Source organism: Aquamicrobium sp. YD-1-mutant5, from assembly GCF_059509755.1.
In genome coordinates this window covers 630,050-649,344 of record NZ_JCAKKP010000003.1, presented here as the reverse complement: position 1 = coordinate 649,344, position 19,295 = coordinate 630,050, and the positions used below count along the sequence as shown (strand labels likewise).

Annotated in this window: 15 protein-coding genes and 1 tRNA gene; 11 read left to right on the top strand and 5 right to left on the bottom strand. The window is 60.3% G+C overall.

Going from position 1 to position 19,295, the window contains the following annotated elements; all coding sequences use genetic code 11:
• Nucleotides 1–110: 110 nt before the first annotated feature.
• The gene (rho, locus tag AC5XE7_RS07545) at nucleotides 111–1,376 is read left to right on the top strand and encodes a transcription termination factor Rho (RefSeq protein WP_183825725.1); all 1,266 of its coding nucleotides are present in this window, start codon (nucleotides 111–113) and stop codon (nucleotides 1,374–1,376) included.
• A 105-nt stretch (nucleotides 1,377–1,481) separates the two neighbouring features.
• Here rho and AC5XE7_RS07540 read toward each other — a convergent pair whose 3' ends face one another.
• Nucleotides 1,482–3,497, bottom strand: coding sequence for a thioredoxin domain-containing protein (locus tag AC5XE7_RS07540; protein WP_495365480.1), 2,016 nt, complete (start codon nucleotides 3,495–3,497; stop codon nucleotides 1,482–1,484).
• Nucleotides 3,498–3,558: 61 nt separating this feature from the next.
• Between AC5XE7_RS07540 and mnmE the strand changes: the two genes are divergently transcribed.
• The 5 genes from mnmE (at nucleotide 3,559) to AC5XE7_RS07515 (ending at nucleotide 9,303) form a co-directional block, all read left to right on the top strand.
• Nucleotides 3,559–4,881, top strand: a complete 1,323-nt coding sequence (gene mnmE, locus AC5XE7_RS07535) for a tRNA uridine-5-carboxymethylaminomethyl(34) synthesis GTPase MnmE (RefSeq protein ID WP_495365540.1) — start codon at nucleotides 3,559–3,561, stop codon at nucleotides 4,879–4,881.
• Nucleotides 4,882–5,037: 156 nt separating this feature from the next.
• The gene (mnmG, locus tag AC5XE7_RS07530) at nucleotides 5,038–6,912 is read left to right on the top strand and encodes a tRNA uridine-5-carboxymethylaminomethyl(34) synthesis enzyme MnmG (RefSeq protein WP_495365539.1); all 1,875 of its coding nucleotides are present in this window, start codon (nucleotides 5,038–5,040) and stop codon (nucleotides 6,910–6,912) included.
• The gene (rsmG, locus tag AC5XE7_RS07525; RefSeq protein ID WP_495365479.1) at nucleotides 6,909–7,538 is read left to right on the top strand and encodes a 16S rRNA (guanine(527)-N(7))-methyltransferase RsmG; all 630 of its coding nucleotides are present in this window, start codon (nucleotides 6,909–6,911) and stop codon (nucleotides 7,536–7,538) included. Before mnmG ends, rsmG begins: the two co-directional genes overlap by 4 nt.
• 39 nt (nucleotides 7,539–7,577) lie before the next feature.
• Nucleotides 7,578–8,378 carry a ParA family protein gene (locus AC5XE7_RS07520; protein WP_495365478.1) on the top strand — a complete coding sequence of 267 codons (801 nt, stop codon included), beginning with the start codon at nucleotides 7,578–7,580 and terminating at the stop codon, nucleotides 8,376–8,378.
• A 49-nt stretch (nucleotides 8,379–8,427) separates the two neighbouring features.
• The gene (locus AC5XE7_RS07515; RefSeq protein WP_495365538.1) at nucleotides 8,428–9,303 is read left to right on the top strand and encodes a ParB/RepB/Spo0J family partition protein; all 876 of its coding nucleotides are present in this window, start codon (nucleotides 8,428–8,430) and stop codon (nucleotides 9,301–9,303) included.
• A gap of 90 nt (nucleotides 9,304–9,393) precedes the next feature.
• Here the strand turns inward: AC5XE7_RS07515 and holA are convergent, their stop codons facing one another.
• A complete protein-coding gene (gene holA / locus AC5XE7_RS07510; RefSeq protein ID WP_495365477.1) occupies nucleotides 9,394–10,437 on the bottom strand; it encodes a DNA polymerase III subunit delta in 1,044 nt (347 codons plus the stop codon).
• Between the two features lie 351 nt (nucleotides 10,438–10,788).
• Here holA and AC5XE7_RS07505 point away from each other — a divergent pair, with 351 nt between their 5' ends.
• Genes AC5XE7_RS07505 through lpdA form a run of 4 tightly spaced genes read left to right on the top strand, consistent with a single transcriptional unit; the run spans nucleotide 10,789 to nucleotide 15,848 of the window.
• Nucleotides 10,789–12,021 (top strand): 3-methyl-2-oxobutanoate dehydrogenase (2-methylpropanoyl-transferring) subunit alpha, encoded by a 1,233-nt coding sequence (locus tag AC5XE7_RS07505; protein ID WP_280198836.1) that lies wholly within the window; start codon nucleotides 10,789–10,791, stop codon nucleotides 12,019–12,021.
• Between the two features lie 3 nt (nucleotides 12,022–12,024).
• The gene (locus AC5XE7_RS07500) at nucleotides 12,025–13,038 is read left to right on the top strand and encodes an alpha-ketoacid dehydrogenase subunit beta (protein WP_183825704.1); all 1,014 of its coding nucleotides are present in this window, start codon (nucleotides 12,025–12,027) and stop codon (nucleotides 13,036–13,038) included.
• Nucleotide 13,039: 1 nt separating this feature from the next.
• On the top strand, nucleotides 13,040–14,398 hold the full coding sequence (locus AC5XE7_RS07495) for a dihydrolipoamide acetyltransferase family protein (RefSeq protein WP_495365476.1): 1,359 nt from the start codon (nucleotides 13,040–13,042) through the stop codon (nucleotides 14,396–14,398).
• A 55-nt stretch (nucleotides 14,399–14,453) separates the two neighbouring features.
• Nucleotides 14,454–15,848 (top strand): dihydrolipoyl dehydrogenase, encoded by a 1,395-nt coding sequence (gene lpdA / locus AC5XE7_RS07490; protein WP_495365475.1) that lies wholly within the window; start codon nucleotides 14,454–14,456, stop codon nucleotides 15,846–15,848.
• A gap of 30 nt (nucleotides 15,849–15,878) precedes the next feature.
• On the opposite strand, the gene AC5XE7_RS07485 is transcribed toward lpdA, so the two are convergent.
• The 3 genes from AC5XE7_RS07485 to AC5XE7_RS07475 all read right to left on the bottom strand — a co-directional run bounded on the left by AC5XE7_RS07485 (nucleotide 15,879) and on the right by AC5XE7_RS07475 (nucleotide 17,980).
• Nucleotides 15,879–16,535 (bottom strand): CatB-related O-acetyltransferase, encoded by a 657-nt coding sequence (locus tag AC5XE7_RS07485; protein WP_280198832.1) that lies wholly within the window; start codon nucleotides 16,533–16,535, stop codon nucleotides 15,879–15,881.
• 105 nt (nucleotides 16,536–16,640) lie between these two features.
• A tRNA-Arg gene (locus tag AC5XE7_RS07480) sits at nucleotides 16,641–16,717 on the bottom strand.
• A gap of 99 nt (nucleotides 16,718–16,816) precedes the next feature.
• Entirely contained in the window at nucleotides 16,817–17,980 is a 1,164-nt protein-coding gene (locus AC5XE7_RS07475) for a M20 aminoacylase family protein (RefSeq protein ID WP_495365474.1), read from the bottom strand.
• Nucleotides 17,981–18,171: 191 nt separating this feature from the next.
• On the opposite strand from AC5XE7_RS07475, the gene AC5XE7_RS07470 reads away from it, so the two are divergent.
• A complete protein-coding gene (locus AC5XE7_RS07470) occupies nucleotides 18,172–19,287 on the top strand; it encodes a D-alanyl-D-alanine carboxypeptidase family protein (RefSeq protein ID WP_495365473.1) in 1,116 nt (371 codons plus the stop codon).
• Nucleotides 19,288–19,295: the final 8 nt, after the last annotated feature.

The following is a 19,295-nucleotide window of genomic DNA, read 5'->3' as shown; positions in this document are numbered from 1 at the left end:
AAGGAAGGCCCTCCTTTTAGCCATGCGCCGTTTGTTTTCTTCAGATCGACCGCGTCCGGCATCTTCATAGCATTCGCTTATTCCCCGCCAAGCACACCCAGAGTCCCGCCATGCAGGAAATGAAACTCGCAGAGTTCAAGAACAAGAAGCCGCCTGAGCTGATCGCTTACGCCGAATCGCTCGAAGTGGAGAACGCCAGCGTCATGCGCAAGCAGGAGCTGATGTTTGCCATTCTGAAAAAGCTGGCGGCGCAGGACATCGAAATCATCGGCGATGGTGTGGTGGAAGTCCTGCAGGATGGCTTCGGCTTCCTGCGTTCGGCCAACGCGAACTATCTGCCGGGTCCGGACGATATCTATATCTCGCCCTCGCAGATCCGCCGTTTTTCGCTGAAGACTGGTGATACCGTCGAAGGTCCGATCCGCAGCCCGAAGGAAGGCGAGCGCTACTTCGCGCTTCTCAAGGTCAATACGATCAACTTCGACGATCCCGAGAAAATCCGCCACAAGATCCATTTCGACAATCTGACGCCGCTCTATCCGAATGAGCGGCTGAAGATGGAAATGGAAGTGCCGACAGGCAAGGATATTTCGGCGCGTGTGATCGATCTGGTCGCACCGCTGGGCAAGGGTCAGCGCGGGCTGATCGTGGCGCCGCCGCGCACCGGTAAAACCGTTCTCCTGCAGAATATCGCCCATTCGATCACTACCAATCATCCCGAGTGCTATCTGATCGTTCTGCTGATCGACGAGCGCCCGGAGGAAGTGACCGATATGCAGCGCTCGGTGAAGGGCGAGGTTGTCTCCTCGACCTTCGATGAACCGGCTGTGCGTCACGTTCAGGTGGCTGAGATGGTCATCGAGAAGGCCAAGCGCCTGGTCGAGCACGGCCGCGACGTGGTCATCCTGCTCGATTCGATCACCCGCCTCGGCCGCGCCTACAACACTGTCGTGCCGTCTTCCGGCAAGGTGCTGACCGGCGGTGTCGATGCCAACGCTCTGCAGCGTCCGAAGCGTTTCTTTGGTGCAGCACGCAACATCGAAGAGGGCGGTTCGCTCACCATCATCGCCACCGCGCTGATCGACACCGGCAGCCGTATGGACGAAGTGATCTTCGAAGAGTTCAAGGGCACCGGCAACTCCGAGATCGTGCTTGACCGCAAGGTTGCCGACAAGCGCATCTTCCCGGCCATGGACATTCTCAAGTCTGGCACGCGTAAGGAAGACCTGCTCGTCGCCCGTCAGGATCTGCAGAAGATCTTCGTGCTGCGCCGCATTCTGGCTCCGATGGGCACGACGGATGCTATCGAGTTCCTCATCGACAAGCTCAAGCAGACCAAGACCAATTCCGATTTCTTCGATTCGATGAACACCTGATCAGTCGGAAGTTTCCGCACTATCAAACGCCCGGAGTGCGGATCGCTTCCGGGCGTTTTCGTTGAGAGCCGTATTTCGTGTTCGCGCGGAGCTGACTATGCCGAGTCAGCTTGTTTTCAGAGCCTGTTCCAGCTCTTCACTATCTTTTACCGGCGGAAGGCAGGTCTGTCCCTTGCACAGATAGGCGCCCGCCTCATGGGGGCTGGGAGAGATTCCTCCGGGAAGACTGATGTCTATTGGATCACCCTGGCGAATGAGGATATCCACCCGACGGGGATCGGCATGTCGATTCGCTACCGGAACGAACTGCGATTTCCGCTGATTTTCTACCATGACCAGCTTGTACGGATCACGAAGAATTTCACAGGCATTGATGATGCCCGCCTGCCCATAAGCCTGTCTGGCAATACGGCCACTCGCATGCTCTCCAACTTTCCATGCTTTATCATGGAGGGTGGCGTCCCCGGTTATGGACGAGAGGCGTGCCAGTGCTTCTATGATCTGACTGGTGGCTGATGGGATGGCTTCATCGACATCACCGCGAATGCGGATTGGAACATCTGCGGAGTCGGATGCACTGAGATAATAGCCGGTTTTGTCCTCATCCGCGTGCCACAACTCCAGTTGATCAATGAAATGGCGGGCGTGTTCGATGAAGGTCGCATCCCACGTTGCCTCGTAGAGCGAGATTGCGGCATTCGCCATGGCTGCATAGTCGCTGGACATGGCGGGGAATTGCGCCGTGTCACCCAGTGTGGAGTGGGGCAGGCGGCCGTTGCGAGCAGAGCAAAGAATGTGGTCGAAGGCCGCGCGTGCCGCATCGATCCAGTCCTGACGTGCGAAAGAACGTCCGCATTCAGCAAGTGCCGTTATGGTCAGGCCATTCCAGTCCGTCAGGATCTTGTCATCGCGACCCGGACGGACTCTTTTTTCTCTTGCGATGAGCAGCTTGTGTAGCGACGGCCTTAACACTGCGTGGCAGTTCCCGAAGCTTTTTACCTGTTCGGCGGACTGATGCAGAATGGGCTTTCCGTGCCAGGAAGTCGGTTTGCTCAGGGTGTAGTGCCTGAAGAAGGAGGCCGGGTTTTCACCGAGAATGGCTTCAATCTCATTTTGTTCCCATGTGTAGAACAGCCCTTCTTCGCCATCGCTGTCCGCGTCGAGGCTCGACGCAAAAGCTCCGCTGTCAACGCGCATTTCGCGGAGCAGAAACCCGATCGTTTCTTCGATTCGGATCCGGAATATTTCTGTCCCGGTTTCGCCATAGGCCCAGTTTGCAAGTCTCAGCATCTGGGCGTTGTCATAGAGCATCTTTTCAAAATGCGGCACAAGCCATTGCGCGTCGGTCGAGTACCGGGTGAGACCGCCACCGACGTGATCGTAGATACCGCCGGCAAGCATGTGGCACAGACCAGCAACGACAGCCTCCTTGTGAGCTGTATTGCCGGAGTTCAGATAGGACAGCCACAATGTGTGCATGAACGGGGCGTTTGGAAACTTTGGCGCGCCCTTGATGCCGCCCTGGTCATGGTCGATCATCCTGTAAATGTTATTTGCCAGACCGGGCAGCGCATTTGCGTCTATCATCTGGCTTGGGAGCGAGGCGCCGAGCTTGCTCTGCACATGGGCGTTCAGCGTATCGGCGCTGTGCAGAATATCAGCGCGTTTGTTGTTCCAGGCACCGGCCACAGCTTCCAGAATCTGAACGAATCCGTGACGCCCATACTGGGCGCGAGGCGGGAAGTAGGTTCCGCCCCAGAAAGGCTTTGCATCCGGCGTCAGAAACATGGTCAGCGGCCAGCCGCCCTGATCGCCCATGGCAGTTAAGGCAGCCATATAGATCTGGTCGATATCCGGTCGTTCTTCCCGGTCCACCTTGATATTGACGAACAGGCGGTTCATGACCCCTGCAATATCGGCATCCTCGAAGCTCTCATGGGCCATGACATGGCACCAGTGACAGGCGGCGTAGCCGACGGAAAGCAGGATAGGCCGGTCCAGTTGCCGGGCTTCCTCCAGTGCTGCTGTCGACCACGGCCGCCAGTGAACCGGGTTTTCGGCATGTTGCCGGAGATAGGGGCTGGCTTCTCCGGAAAGCAGATTCTGAGGCGGCAGGACCATGGTATCGCCTTTGATTGGAAGGCTCTGTGTGAGTGGTAAAGAGGAAACAGGCAGGGATCAAATGATATTCGGGGATACCATCGTCGCGTTGTCCAGCGGACGCCTGCCTTCGGGGGTGGCTGTGATCCGGATTTCCGGCCATCAAACTCGATTCGTTATCGAAACGATTTGCGAATTTGTCCCGGCTCCTCGCGTGGCGTCATTACAGATGCTACATAGGGATAGAGAAATTCTGGATCGCGGACTTGTGCTGTTTTTTCCCGCACCGAACAGTTTCACAGGTGAGGATGTTGCCGAGTTCCAGGTGCATGGCGGCCGGGCGACGGTGTCATCCATTCTGCATGAAATAACAAGGCTGCCGCAGGTACGTCTGGCCGAAGCAGGGGAATTCACCCGGCGCGCATTCATGAATGGCAAATTGGACCTCGTTCAGACAGAAGCGCTGGCTGATCTCATCAATGCAGAAACCGAGGCGCAACGCCGACTTGCGCAGCGCAATTCCGACGGTGCGCAAAGCAGGCTTTATACGGAATGGCGAAGCAGGCTGGTCAACGCCCGGGCGCTGATCGAAGCGGACATCGATTTTTCGGACGAGGGCGATGTTCCCGGCTCTGTCGCTGATCGGGTGTGGACTGATGTCGCTGCTCTGGCTGATCAGATTTCTGAACACATCGGCGGGTATTCTGCCGCCGAAATCATTCAGGACGGCTTTCATGTGGTTATTCTTGGTGCGCCGAACGCTGGCAAATCGAGCCTTCTGAACGCACTTGCCCGGCGGGATGCAGCGATCGTCACGGAAGAACCCGGAACAACGCGTGATGTTCTGGAGGTTGCGCTGGACATCAATGGTCTGAAAGTCATTGTTGCGGATACTGCCGGCATTCGGGACGGCGCCGATAAAGTTGAAAGCATCGGCATTGAGAAAGCCAAAGCGCGGGGACGGAATGCGGATCTGGTTCTGAAACTGGAGGATCTGGCCGATCCTCATCCAGTAGATACGAGCTGGGCCGCCGGCGAGGTCATCAGAATAGGAACCAAGCTGGATCTTGTTTCCGCCTCGCACGGGGGGACATCTGACCACGGACATTGTATTTCAACAGTTACCGGCGAGGGGTTGGCACTCCTCATTCAAACCATCGGCGCCATCGCCGACCGGAAAATCCGGGAGGCCGGCGATGTTCTTCCTTCCCGATTGCGACACGTGGAACTGCTTCAGGACGCGCTTTTTCACATCGGCAATGCACTCAGAGATGCTCATTCACCACTGGAAATCAGGGCCGAGGAGCTTCGACTTGCCACGGATCGGTTGGGCCGGATCACTGGCGCTGTAGATGTCGAGGAACTTCTCGACGTGATATTCTCGCAATTCTGCATTGGAAAGTGACTCACGTGAAACACGGGCCAGCTATGACTCACGTGAAACACCAAACACTTTGCCCTATTACCGGACAAGGACAACGTTTCACGTGAAACACAGAAATGATCTCTTGACATCCGCAGATTGGTTTTCGATGTGTCTGCAATGAACCCACAGTCCTCAATTATGAACGGCTATGATGTCATCGTCGTCGGCGGTGGCCACGCAGGATGCGAAGCGGCAAGCGCTTCCGCACGAAGTGGCGCGCTTACCGCGTTGATTACATTGGATGCCAGCAAGATTGGTGTGATGTCCTGCAATCCTGCGATTGGTGGATTGGGAAAGGGCCAGCTTGTACGGGAAGTAGATGCCTTCGACGGCCTGATGGGCAAAGCGGCAGATCGGGCAGGTATACAGTTTCGGATGCTCAACAGGCGCAAGGGGCCCGCAGTCAGAGGGCCCCGCACCCAGGCCGACCGAAAGCTGTATCGGCTTGCTGTTCAGGACATCCTCCGGGAGCAGGACAATCTGCATATCGTTGCGGGGGAGGTTTATGATCTGGAGATCGATAACGGCCGGGTCACTGCCGTCATCATGGCGGATGGAACGCGTTATGCATGCGGCGCCGTTGTTCTGACCACAGGCACCTTTCTCCGAGGCCTCATTCACATTGGCGACAGAAAAATAGTTGCCGGGCGCATGAACGAGCAGGCGACCAACGGATTGTCTGTGACGATGGCCCGCGAGGGCTTTGTGCTGGGACGGCTCAAGACCGGGACGCCATCGCGGCTTGATGGGCGTACCATCGACTGGGCCTCGCTGGATATGCAAAAAGCGGACGACGATCCGGTTCCGTTTTCGTCTCTGACGGAGAAGATTACGGTACAGCAGATCGAATGTGGGATCACCCGGACCACTACAGCTACGCATGATCTGATCCGGGCCAATCTCGGCCGGTCGGCGATGTATTCGGGTTCCATTGAGGGCATTGGACCGCGCTATTGCCCGTCGATCGAGGATAAGATCGTCAAATTCGGCGATCGGGATACTCACCAGATATTCTTGGAGCCGGAGGGTCTCGATGACCACACCGTCTATCCGAATGGTATCTCGACCTCATTGCCGGAGGATGTTCAGCTCGAAATTCTGAAAACTATTGCCGGTCTTGAGAAGGCTGTCATGCTCCAGCCGGGTTACGCCATCGAGTACGATCACGTCGACCCTCGCGAGCTCGAAGCAACGCTTGAAACAAGGCGCCTGAGCGGTCTTTTTCTCGCCGGACAGATCAACGGGACAACCGGTTATGAAGAGGCTGCAGGGCAGGGACTTCTGGCCGGTATCAATGCGGCGCGAAAGGCTTCCGGCAGTGAACTGCTGACGATCAGCCGTACGGAGGCGTATATTGGCGTCATGGTCGATGATCTGATCAGGCGAGGCATTACCGAGCCTTATCGGATGTTTACATCACGGGCAGAGTTCCGACTGTCGCTGCGCGCCGACAATGCGGATGAACGTCTGACTCCGCTCGCGATCCGTCTTGGCATTGTTTCTTCGCAGCGACACGTACATTTCGAGCAGTCGGTGGGCGCGCTGAATGCCGCCCGTGAGCTGGCGAAAAGTATAGATCTGACGCCGCGTGAAGCTGCTCGCTACGGCCTCACCATCAATCAGGATGGAGTTCGGCGTTCGGCCTATGACCTTCTGAGTTATGCAGACGTTGATATATCATGGCTGCAACGCGTCGATCCGAGGTTCGGCTCGATTGATAAGAAGGCCGCGGAAGCTCTGGAAATAGAGGCGAAATATGCAGTGTATATGGAGCGGCAGAAGGTGGATGCTGCCCGGATCAAGGGGGAAGAGGCGCGGCTGATCCCTGAGGACATTGATTTCAGCAATGTCTCAGGCTTGTCCAATGAACTGAAGCAGAAGATGCTTCAGCGGCAGCCCAGATCTGTTGCGGATGCGGAACGGATCGAAGGTATGACCCCAGCGGCACTGGCGATTATCATCGCACATATTCGCAATCATGAAAGTTCAGCCCGTAGGGGCGCAGCATGACAGATACCCGTCTGGCCTCACTTCAGAATGCAGCAGGACCCGTTTCACGTGAAACGTTTGAGGTGCTGCTCCGCTTCGAGACTGTTTTTCAGAAATGGAATCAGAGGATCAATCTTGCCGCTCCGTCTACTCTGGGAGACGTCTGGTCCCGCCATATAGTTGACAGCGCCCAGCTGGCGTCACTTGCTCCGCAGGCACGGAAGTGGCTGGATCTGGGGTCTGGCGGAGGATTTCCCGGACTGGTGCTGGCGTTCCTGATGAAGGAAAGAGGGGGGCACATCGATCTTGTCGAAAGCAATCGCAAGAAGGCCGGTTTTCTTCAGGCAATGGTTGGCGAGTTCGGCCTGCCGGCAAGGGTTGTTCCACGGCGTATTGAAGATGCCGCAGGAATTGTCGGTCAGCCGGATGTCGTGACGGCAAGGGCGCTCGCTCCGCTTCCTTTCCTGCTAGATCTGGCTTCGCCCTGGCTGCTGGAAGGCGCGACGGCTTTCTTTCACAAAGGTCGGGATTACCGCTCCGAAGTTGAAGAAAGCTGTAAACGTTGGTCCTTCCGTCTGGTAGAACATAGAAGTTCGACAGATTCTGAAGGGGTTCTGCTCGAGATAAGCAGTTTGAGTCATCTCTGAACGTGCCCCTCTATCGGAGTGAATTTCCGGCAGGAAAACATGATCAACAGCAAACCCCGCATCATCACCGTAGCGAATCAGAAGGGCGGCGTCGGTAAAACGACGACGACGATCAATCTTGCGACCGCGCTCGCCGCGATCGGGGAAAAGGTTTTGATTGTTGACCTCGATCCGCAGGGCAATGCCAGCACGGGTCTCGGCATCGATCGTAGGGACCGGCTCGTTTCGTCCTATGATGTTCTCACGGGAGAGGCGGGCATCGATGCCGCAGCCATGCAGACAGCCGTACCGGGCCTTTCCATCGTTCCGTCGACGCTTGACCTGCTTGGCGTGGAGATGGAGATCGCTGCCGCACCGGATCGTGTCACCCGGTTGCGTGATGCCTTGCTTCAGGCTTCGGCGCGCACAAACACTTTCAGCTACGTGCTGATCGATTGTCCGCCGTCGCTCAATCTGCTGACACTGAATTCCATGGCCGCGGCGGACTCGGTTCTCGTTCCGCTTCAATGCGAATTCTTCGCGCTTGAAGGCCTGAGCCAGCTTCTGGAAACGGTCCAGCAGGTCAGAGGCTCGATCAATCCTCATCTGGAAATTCAGGGTATCGTGCTGACAATGTATGATGGTCGCAACAATCTGGCCAATCAGGTTGTGCAGGACGTGCGCGCTCATATGGGTGAGACAGTTTATGAAACTGTCATTCCGCGCAATGTGCGTGTGTCGGAGGCGCCGTCTTATGGGAAGCCGGCAATCTTGTATGATCTGAAGTGTTCGGGCAGTCAGGCCTATCTTCAGCTTGCGTCGGAGGTGATCCGCCGCGAACGTCGCCTGCGGGCTGCATGATCCGGATTGTGTCCGGGTTGATTCGGTAGTGAAACGATTCTGGTGAATGATGAGCGAAGATCCTTCAAGAAAGCGGCTGGGCCGGGGACTGGCAGCACTGATCGGTGAGATCGACCGCCCCGCGGAGCCGGAAAAGGCGGCCGCGCTGGCGGACGGCAAGGTGCCGATCGAGTTCGTTTCTCCCAATCCGCGCAATCCCCGTCGTCATTTTGGCGAAGCGGAACTGACCGATCTGGCGCAGTCCATCCGCGAGCACGGCATCGTCCAGCCTGTCGTGGTGAGGCCATCGCCGCAGCATCAGGGACACTATGAGATCATTGCCGGGGAACGGCGCTGGCGCGCCGCCCAGCGCGCCGGGCTGGTCGAAATTCCTGTCATCGTACGGGACGTGAGCGACCGGACGGCACTGGAACTGGCGATCATCGAGAACGTGCAGCGCGCCGATCTCAACCCGATCGAAGAAGCACTGGGCTATGAGCAGCTGATCGAAGAGCACAGCTATAGCCAGGCCGATCTGGGGCAGGTGATCGGCAAGAGCCGAAGCCATGTCGCCAATACGCTGCGACTGCTGAAGCTGCCGGATGCCATCCGCGATCTGGTGGTGGACGGCTCGCTGTCGGCGGGCCATGCCCGCACGCTGGTCACGGCGGAAGACCCGGCCGGCCTCGCCAGACGCATCATCGAGGAAGGGCTCTCGGTGCGGCAGGCCGAGGCGCTGGCGCAGGCTCCTACCGCGCCTGTGCGTGAATCGCGTTCGTCAGGTCCGGCGGAAAAGGATGCTGATACATTGGCGTTGGAGAAGCTTTTGACCGACACGATCGGCATGAAGGTCGCCATCGCACACAAAGAGCGCGGCGGTGAGCTGCGTATCGCGTACAAGACACTCGATCAGCTCGACGAATTGTGCCGCAAGCTGAAGCTCTGAAGAGCAAATGATTGGAACTTAAAGGCCCGCATCATGTGGGCCTTTTTATTATCCCCTTGTTTTCAAATAACTTCTCAAGGTTTGAATGTTTCAGCGCCGCGAAAGACGGGCGCTTTCCACTGCCACCCCGAGCAAAGCCTGTCGCACCAGAGCCGAACCCAGTTCCGGCCGCCGCCGTGATTGCAAAACCGCTGACTGAAGGCGCGCCAGAACACGTTCTATGGATTGCCGGTTCCAGCGTTCCAGCGTGCGCTCGATGAGCTTGCGACGCGAAAAGAATACCGGGGGCCGGGCGCCTGCCACTACCGAGGCGGCGTTGCGGCCGCTTTCGTCCATGTTTCCACGCATGACGTGGATGGCATGGAACTGCCGCATGGCGCCGGAAAGAGCAAGAAAGGGAGGGCTTCCGGCCTGACAGTGGCGGGCGAATGCGGTGTCGAAATCGCCGATGCGCCCATCAAGAACGGCATCGATGATGTCGTCGAGCGACTGTCCCGACACGTCTCCGGTCAACTCGCGCACATCCTCCAGCGAGATTTCCGTCTGTCCCTGTGCGTAGAGGACAAGCTTCTGCAACTCGGCGCGGGTCGCGAGGCGATCGCCGCCGAGATTGCGGCGAAGCGCTTGCCGGGCTTCCAATGCCATGGTCATGCCCGCCTTGCGTAACTCGTCATCGATCACCGCCTCGATGTCGCGACCCTCATCCGCATAGCTCGGCAGGGCGATGGCGGCGTCGGATGCCTCGACGACAGAGCGCAACGGCGCTCCTTTCTTCAGCTCACCCGCCTCTATCAGGATGATGGCATCGCGCGGCGGTTGCGAAAGCAAGGCCTTGACCTGATCTGCCAGCCCTTTCTGGCCGGCGGCGTTGCGCACCCACAGAAGGCGGCGGTCCGAGAACATGGGAACGGTATGGGCTTCCTCAAGCAGGCGGCTTTCACCGCGCTCGACTTCAGCGCCGTCCATCTTCACGACGCTGAAGGGGTCGTCCAGTGGCAGTCCCGTACGTTCCGCGAACGCCTTTCCGCGCTCCGCCACGAGCCCGCGATCGGGACCGTAGATCAGGACGAGGAAGGTTTGCGGATCGGGCCGTGCCAGCCAGGAATCGACTTCGTGAGCTTTCTTCTGTGCCATGCGGTCGTTCTAGAGCATTTTGCTGGCCAACGGAAACGTCTGGCGCATGTGTCCATGCGGATGTCCCTCAGAACCGGTTGGCATGCCTGATGCGGGCGGCGCGTCGGGGATTTCGCGTGAAGGTACGTTTAAGGCGAGGATGACCGAGCGGGGAGAATAATATCCTTGCGCAGCATTCCTTAACGGAACCCGCCTGCGGCATTCGCTTTATTACTGCAGAGAGGGCTTCAAAAACGGGAAATTGCTCTGATTTCCTGCCAGTATCGCGACATCGTCGCTGTTGATCCGCGCCGCCGCTGGTCATGTGGCGGGAATGTGCGAAGATCGGACGTGGCGACAGGAGGAGAGGTCATGACCGATACCGGAATGTTGCGTTTTCACGTGCCCGAGCCGGAAGTAAGACCGGGCGGGACACCGGATTTTTCAAATGTGACGATCCCCAAAGCGGGATCCGTGCCGCGCCCGGAGGTCGATGTCGATCCGCGCGAGATCCGCGACCTCGCCTTTTCGATCATCCGTGTCCTGAACCGGGCCGGGGAAGCAGTCGGGCCATGGGCGGGATTGCTGACCGACGAGGAACTGCTCGACGGCTTGCGCCACATGATGACGCTGCGCGCCTTCGATGCGCGCATGCAGATGGCGCAGCGGCAGGGCAAGACCTCCTTCTACATGCAGCATCTGGGCGAGGAAGCCGTGAGCTGCGCCTTCCGCAAGGCGCTTGCGCCGGGCGATATGAACTTTCCGACCTATCGTCAGGCCGGCCTGCTGATCGCTGGCGGCTATCCGATGGTCACCATGATGAACCAGATCTATTCCAACGAGGCCGATCCGCTGAAGGGCCGGCAATTGCCGATCATGTATTCCTCGAAGGAGCACGGCTTCTTCTCAATCTCCGGCAATCTGGCCACGCAGTATATTCAGGCGGTCGGCTGGGCCATGGCTTCGGCGATCAGCAGCGATTCGCGCATCGCGGCCGCGTGGATCGGGGATGGCTCCACGGCCGAATCCGACTTTCACGCTGCACTTGTGTTCGCCTCGACCTACAAGGCGCCCGTGGTGCTCAATGTGGTGAACAACCAGTGGGCGATTTCGACCTTCCAGGGCATCGCCCGTGGCGGTTCGGGCACGTTCGCGGCGCGCGGCCTCGGCTTCGGCATCCCGGCGCTGCGGGTCGACGGAAACGATTACCTTGCCGTGCATGCGGTGGCGAAATGGGCGATCGAGCGGGCGCGGCGCAATCTTGGCCCGACGCTGATCGAGCACGTCACCTATCGGGCCGGCGCGCATTCGACATCGGATGACCCGTCGGCCTACCGGCCAAAGGCGGAATCGGACGCCTGGCCGCTCGGCGATCCTGTTATCCGGCTCAGGAACCATCTCATTTTGAAGGGAGTGTGGTCGGAGGAACGCCATGCGCAGGCAGAGGCCGAAATCCTCGATACGGTGATTACGGCCCAGAAACAGGCCGAGGACAACGGCACGCTGCATTCCGGCAACAAGCCTTCGACGCGCGATATGTTCGAAGGGGTCTATGAACAGATGCCGCCGCATTTGCGGCGCCAGCGCCAGCAGGCGGGGGTGTAAGCCATGGCGCGCAAAACCATGATCGAGGCCATTCGCGACGCCATGGACGTTTCCATGGGGCGCGACGAACGCGTCATCGTTTTCGGTGAGGATGTCGGCTTTTTCGGCGGCGTGTTTCGCTGTACGGCCGGCCTGCAGGCCAAATACGGCAAGAGCCGGTGCTTCGACGCGCCGATTAATGAATCCGGCATCGTGGGTGCTGCCATCGGCATGGCCGCTTATGGCCTGCGCCCTTGCGTTGAAGTTCAGTTTGCCGACTATGTTTATCCGGGCTACGATCAGATCGTGTCGGAAGCCGCGCGACTGCGCTATCGCTCCAATGGCGATTTCACCTGCCCGATCGTCATCCGCATGCCGTCCGGTGGCGGCATCTTCGGCGGCCAGACCCACAGCCAGAGCCCCGAGGCGCTGTTCACGCACGTCTCGGGCCTCAAGGTGGTGGTGCCGTCCAATCCGCGCGACGCCAAGGGCCTGCTGATCGCGGCCATCGAAGATCCCGATCCGGTGATCTTCTTTGAGCCCAAGCGGCTCTATAACGGGCCGTTCGACGGGCATCATGAACGTCCGGTCACGCCGTGGTCGAAGCATGAACTGGGTGAGGTGCCGGATGGGCATTACACCGTGCCGCTCGGCAAGGCGGAAATCCGCCGCGAAGGCAGCGATCTCACCGTGCTCGCCTATGGCACCATGGTCTATGTGGCGGAGGCTGCGGCGGCAGAGACCGGGATAGATGCGGAGATCATCGATCTGCGCACGCTGCTGCCGCTCGACCTCGACACCATCGTCGCCTCGGTGAACAAGACCGGGCGCTGCGTGGTCGTGCACGAGGCGACACAGACCTCCGGCTTCGGCGCCGAGCTGACGACGCTGGTGCAGGAGAACTGCTTCTATCGGCTGGAGGCGCCGGTGGCGCGCGTGGCTGGCTGGGACACGCCCTATCCGCATGCACAGGAGTGGGATTACTTCCCTGGACCGGCACGCGTCGGCCGGGCGCTCATTGAGACGATGGAGGCTTGAGATGGGCGAGCATGTCATCAGGCTCCCGGATGTGGGCGAAGGCGTTGCCGAGGCTGAACTGGTCGAGTGGCACGTCAAGGTCGGCGACATGGTCCGCGAGGACGCGGTTCTGGCCGCCGTCATGACCGACAAGGCGACGGTCGAGATCCCGTCGCCGGTGGAGGGCGAGATCCTGTGGCTGGGCGCCGAAATTGGCGAAACGGTCGCCATCGGTTCGCCCATCGTGCGGCTCAAGGTGGCCGGTGAAGGCAATGTCGGGCAAGGCGATGTCGGCCAGAGCGATGGTGGCGAGCGCGACGCCGTGGCGAAGCCGCAGGCCGCATCTGAACCGCCCGCACAGCCCCGCCAGCCGGCTGTCGCCGTGCAAAAATCGGTGACACCCGCCGCTGTTGTGGAGAGCAGGAAGGAAGCTGCTTCCGCACCGACAAGGCCGTCAGGCGTGCGCGGCTCCACAGGCGCGCCGCGCAAGGAAGGCGAGAAGCCGCTGGCTTCGCCGGCCGTGCGTCTGCGCGCCAGGGAAGCTGGTATCGATCTCAGGCAGGTATCCGGGAGCGGCCCGGCCGGACGCATCGGCCATGACGATCTCGACGCCTTCATCGCGCGCGGGCCTCAGGCCGGCAAGGTGTCGGGCCTCGCGCGCAACGATCATGTCGACGAGATCAAGGTCGTCGGGCTGCGGCGCAAGATCGCCGAAAAGATGCAGCTTGCCAAAGCGCGCATCCCCCACATCACCTATGTCGAAGAGGTTGACGTCACGGCGCTGGAAGAATTGCGTGCCGGCCTTAACAAGCAGAAGCCGGCGGGCGGCGTTGGAACGGAACGGCCGAAGCTGACGCTGCTGCCCTTCCTCATGCGCGCCATGGTCAGGGCCATAGCCGAGCAACCGCAGCTCAACGCGCTCTACGACGACGATGCCGGCATCATCCGCCAATATGGCGGCGTGCATATCGGCATCGCGGCGCAGACCGCAAATGGCCTCGTCGTGCCGGTGGTGAAGCACGCGGAGGCCCTCGACCTGTGGGAAAGCGGGGCGGAGCTCAACCGTCTGGCCGAGGCGGCGAAATCCGGCACGGCCACGCGCGAGGAACTGTCCGGTTCCACCATCACCATCACCTCGCTCGGTGCCATGGGCGGCGTGGTGACGACGCCGGTGATCAACTATCCCGAAGTGGCCATCATCGGCGTCAACAAGATGATGGTCCGCCCGATGTGGGACGGATCGCAGTTCGTGCCGCGCAAGATGATGAACCTGTCGTCTTCCTTCGACCACCGGGTCATCGACGGCTGGGATGCCGCGGTTTTCGTTCAGCGCATCAAGGCGCTGCTCGAAACGCCCGCCATGATTTTCGTGGAGGGATGATCGTGAAAGTCTCTTTAAAAAGCCGGCTAATAAAAATCATGAAGGGCGGCGCGAAATGAAGGATATTTCCTGCAAGCTTCTGGTCATCGGAGCCGGCCCCGGCGGCTATGTCTGCGCCATCCGGGCGGGCCAGCTTGGCATCGATACGGTGATCGTCGAGGCTGCAAAACCCGGCGGCACCTGCCTCAACGTCGGCTGCATCCCTTCAAAAGCGCTGATTCATGCTGCCGAAGAGTTCGAGAAGGCAAAGCTGTGGGCCGGCTCGGATGATCCGCTCGGCATTTCCGTGAAGGAGCCGGCGCTCGATTTCGGACGCACGATCGGCTGGAAGGATAATATAGTTGGTCGGCTTAATAGTGGCGTTGCCGGACTGTTGAAGAAAGCCCGGGTGAAATATGTGCAGGGGCGCGCCCGCTTTCGCGACGGCAAGACGGTCGAGGTCGAGACGGAGATCGGCCAGCAGATCATCCGCGCGGAAAATGTCGTCATCGCTACGGGCTCGGCGCCGGTCGAACTGCCTTCGTTGCCGTTCGGGGGGCATGTGATTTCGTCTACGGAGGCTTTGTCGCTGAAGAGCGTGCCGCAGAAGCTGGCGGTTGTCGGCGGCGGCTATATTGGGCTGGAACTTGGAACTGCCTTCGCAAAGCTGGGGGCGAAGGTCACCATCGTGGAGGCGCTGCCGCGCATCCTTGCCCAGTATGATGCCGAGCTGGTGCGACCGGTCTCCAAACGGCTTGCTGCCCTTGGCATCGACGTTCTGGTCGGCGCGAAGGCCAAGGGAATGTCTTCGAAGGGCGATGCACTGCTGGTGGAGACCGCCGAGGGCAAGGACAGGAAGATTGCGGCCGACAAGGTGCTTGTCACCGTCGGGCGCAGGCCGGTGACGGAAGGCTGGGGCCTTGAGGAGATCGACCTCGACATGAACGGCCGCTTCATCCGCATCGACGACCGTTGCCGCACCTCCATGCGCGGCATCTATGCCATTGGCGATGTCACCGGCGAACCCATGCTGGCGCACCGGGCCATGGCACAGGGCGAGATGGTTGCCGAGATCGTGGCCGGCCACCGGCGCAGCTGGGACAAGCGCGCCATTCCCGCCATCTGCTTCACAGATCCGGAGCTGGTAATGGCTGGCCTGTCCCCGGATGAGGCAAAGGCGCAGGGCGAGATCAAGATCGGCCAGTTCCCGTTCTCGGCCAATGGCCGCGCCATGACGCGGCAGGGCGAGGATGGCTTCGTGCGCGTCGTGGCGCGTGCCGACAATCATCTGGTTCTGGGCATTCAGGCGGTGGGGCAGGGCGTGTCGGAACTCTCGGCGGCCTTCGGCCTCGCGCTGGAAATGGGCGCGCGGCTGGAAGACATCGCCGGCACCATCCACGCGCATCCCACGCAGGGCGAGGCTTTCCAGGAAGCAGCACTCAAGGCGCTCGGTCTGGCGTTGCACGCCTGAACCGCCGTGGCAGTTCAGGCGTGATGAGGTTCAGGCTTTGCCGGCGTCGTAGTCGGCGGCAGCCCTGACCAGCGCGTCGATGTCGTCCGCGCACAGAACCGGCCGCAGGGCATCGAATTTTTCGCGCTCCCATGTGTAGATGCCGAGCGCCAGCAGGGCATCGGTGGTCGCATCCGGGAAACGCCGGCGCACGGGCGTGGCCGGATTGCCGGCAACGATGGTGTAGGGCGCCACGTCCTTCGTCACCATCGCGCCGGAAGCGACGATGGCGCCTTCGCCGATGGTGAGGCCCGGCATGATCATGGCGCGCATGCCGATCCAGGCACCGTCTGCGATGATGGTGTCACCTTTTGCCTTGTAGGCGTCGAGAATGACATCGGCGAAGGGATAGAGGCTGAACCAGTCGGTGCGATGGGTGTGGTTGCCGCCCATCAGGATGACGGCCTCGGCCCCGATGCACACATAATCGCCGATATGGAGCTGGTCGATTTCCCACTGGGGCTCCCATGCGCTCAGGCTGTAGGCGTCGCCATAGAGATAGCGCACCACGCTGTCCTCGAAGGAGCCGGTCCACGCGTTGCTATAATAGCTGTTGCGGCCGCGAATGTGGATGTTGGGATTTTTCACGGTCTCATGGAGATATTCCACGACCGACCAGTGCTTTTGCGGCAGGGTTTGGTTCGACATTGCGGTTCTGGCTTTCCTTATCGGTTCGCACCGGAACCGGCCTTCTGGTTGCGCGCCGATACGCATGCCGAACGCAGACAGTTCAGGGCATCGGGGCTGATGAGGTGGTGATCCCGGCAGGAATCGAACCTGCGACCTACAGATTAGGAATCTGCCGCTCTATCCTACTGAGCTACGGGACCACTGGCGCAGACACATAACGGTTTCAGGCCGGCTCGCCAAGGCTGGAAGCCTTCAAAAAAGCCACGCCGACCTGCAAAAAATGCGCAAAGCCTCCGGTTTCAGCCGGCGAGGGCCTGTTCGGCCAGCTTCACCCAGTAACTGACGCCATAGGGAATAGCTTCGTCGTTGAAGTCATAGGCAGGGTGGTGAAGGCCGGCGCTGTCTCCATTGCCGATGAAGATGAAGGCGCCGGGACGCGCTTCCAGCATGTAGGAAAAATCCTCGCCTGCCATCAGCGGCTGCATGGCGCGGTCGACCTGGCTTTCGCCGGCAACACCGATGGCGACCGTGCCGGCGAAATCCGTTTCCTGCGCATGGTTGAAGGTCACGGGATAGTTCTGTCGGAAATCCAGCTCGATCTCGACGCCGAAGGTTGCGGCAATTCCATTGCAGACAGCTTGCAGACGCTGCTCGATCAGCGTTGCGGTCTCGCCCTTCAGCGTGCGCACGGTGCCGGCGAGCGCGACCTTTTCCGGAATGATGTTGTGGGCATCTCCGGCATGGAATTTCGTGATCGACACCACGCCCGCTTCCAGCGGGTCGACATTGCGCCCGACGATCGACTGGCTGGCGGCAACCAGATGGCTGGCGGCGACGATGGGGTCGTTGGAACGGTGCGGCATGGCCGCGTGCCCGCCGCGCCCCGAAACCCTGATGTCGAATTCCGCGGTGGCGGCAAGGATCGGCCCCTGCCGGATCGAAAACCGGCCGACGGGCAGGCCCGGCAGATTGTGCATGCCGAACACCTGTTCGATGCCGAAACGATCCATGAGGCCGTCCCTGACCATCTCGCGGCCGCCGCCGCCGGATTCCTCGGCCGGCTGGAAGATGACGACGACGGTGCCGGCGAAGTTGCGGGTCTCGGCCAGATAGGCGGCAGCACCCAGCAGCATGGCGGTGTGGCCGTCATGGCCGCAGGCGTGCATCCGCCCTTCATGGGTCGAGGCGTAAGGCTTGCCGGTGATCTCGGTGATCGGCAAGGCGTCCATGTCGGCACGCAGGCCGACAACGCGGCCATCGCCCAGCTTGCCGCGGATGACGCCGACAAGGCCGGTGCGGCCGATCCCCGTCACCACCTCGTCGCAGCCGAAGGCGCGCAGCTTGCCGGCGACGAAATCCGCGGTGGCGAACACGTCGAAGCCGATTTCAGGGTTGCTGTGCAGATGGCGGCGCCAGCCGGCGACCTCTTCCTGCATTTCGGCGGCGCGGTTCAGAATTGGCATGACGGATATCTGCTCCAGATGGACATGTGGCACAGGCATGATGAACATCTGCCTTTTGCCATGTTGATGTCATATAGGTTAAATAGCACCGGCTGAAGCGGCCGGGGAAGAGCGCTGTCGCCATTGTTTGCGGACCTGTTTGCGGTTCCTCTGGAGCCAGACCGGCTGCGGTACAGGATATTCGGATAGAGATGATACCCACGCGTTTCGTGAAACTGGCGCTTCTTGGCGCAATCGGGCTTGCCGCTTCGTCGATGGCTGCTGCCGCGAGCCCGACGCTTCTTTTCGAGCTGAACACCGGCAGGATCATTTCGCATGAGGATGCGTTCAAGCGCTGGTACCCGGCTTCGCTGACCAAGATGATGACCGCCTATGTCGCCTTCCGTGCCATCGAGGCGGGAGAAGCTGCGCTCGATTCGCCGATCCGGATGACGCGCAATGCCGTCAATCAGCCGCCCAGCAAGATGGGCTTCAAGACCGGACAGGTGATGCGGCTCGATAACGCGCTGAAGATAATGATGATCAAGTCGGCCAACGATGTCGCCATGGCCATCGGCGAAAACATCGGCGGCACGCAGGCGGACTTTGCAAAGCGCATGAATGCCGAAGCTGTCCGTCTGGGCATGACCGGCACGCATTTCGTCAACCCCAACGGCCTGTTCTCGCCCGAGCAATACACGACCGCGCGCGACATGGCCTTGCTTGTGGCGGCTTTGCGCCGTGATTTTCCGCAGTACAATTCCTGGTACAGCATCGAGGGGCTGGCCTTCGGCAAGACCAGGATTCCTAACTACAACCTTCTGGTCGGGCGTTATCCGGGTGCGGATGGCATGAAGACGGGCTTCGTGTGCGAATCGGGCTTCAATCTGGTCGGCACCGCCACCCGCAACGGCCGCACGCTGGCGGCTGTGGTGCTTGGCGAAAAGAATGGCCTGACGCGCGCCGAAGCGGTCGCCAAGCTGCTCGACATCGGCTTTGCCACGCCGGCGCAGGGCACCACCACGATCGCGACGCTCGCGCCTTACGGCGACACGCAGACATCGACCAATCTGCGCCCCGTGGTGTGCAAGCCGGCCGAGGCAAACGCCCAGTCGGAGGCCTCCACCGGGCCGAAGGAAGAAGGGCCGAAATCGATCTACCAGCAAAAGCTCACCGATCCGAAGCTGGTGGTGGTGGATCTGGGCGGGGCAACCGGGCCGGTGCCGAAAGCCATGATCGGTCGTGCGGAATTTGCCGACGTGCCGGTGCCGGGCTGGCGTCCGGACCTGCCGCCGCCGACATTCGCTGCCTCGGCGCAGGGCGGCTGATCGCGTGT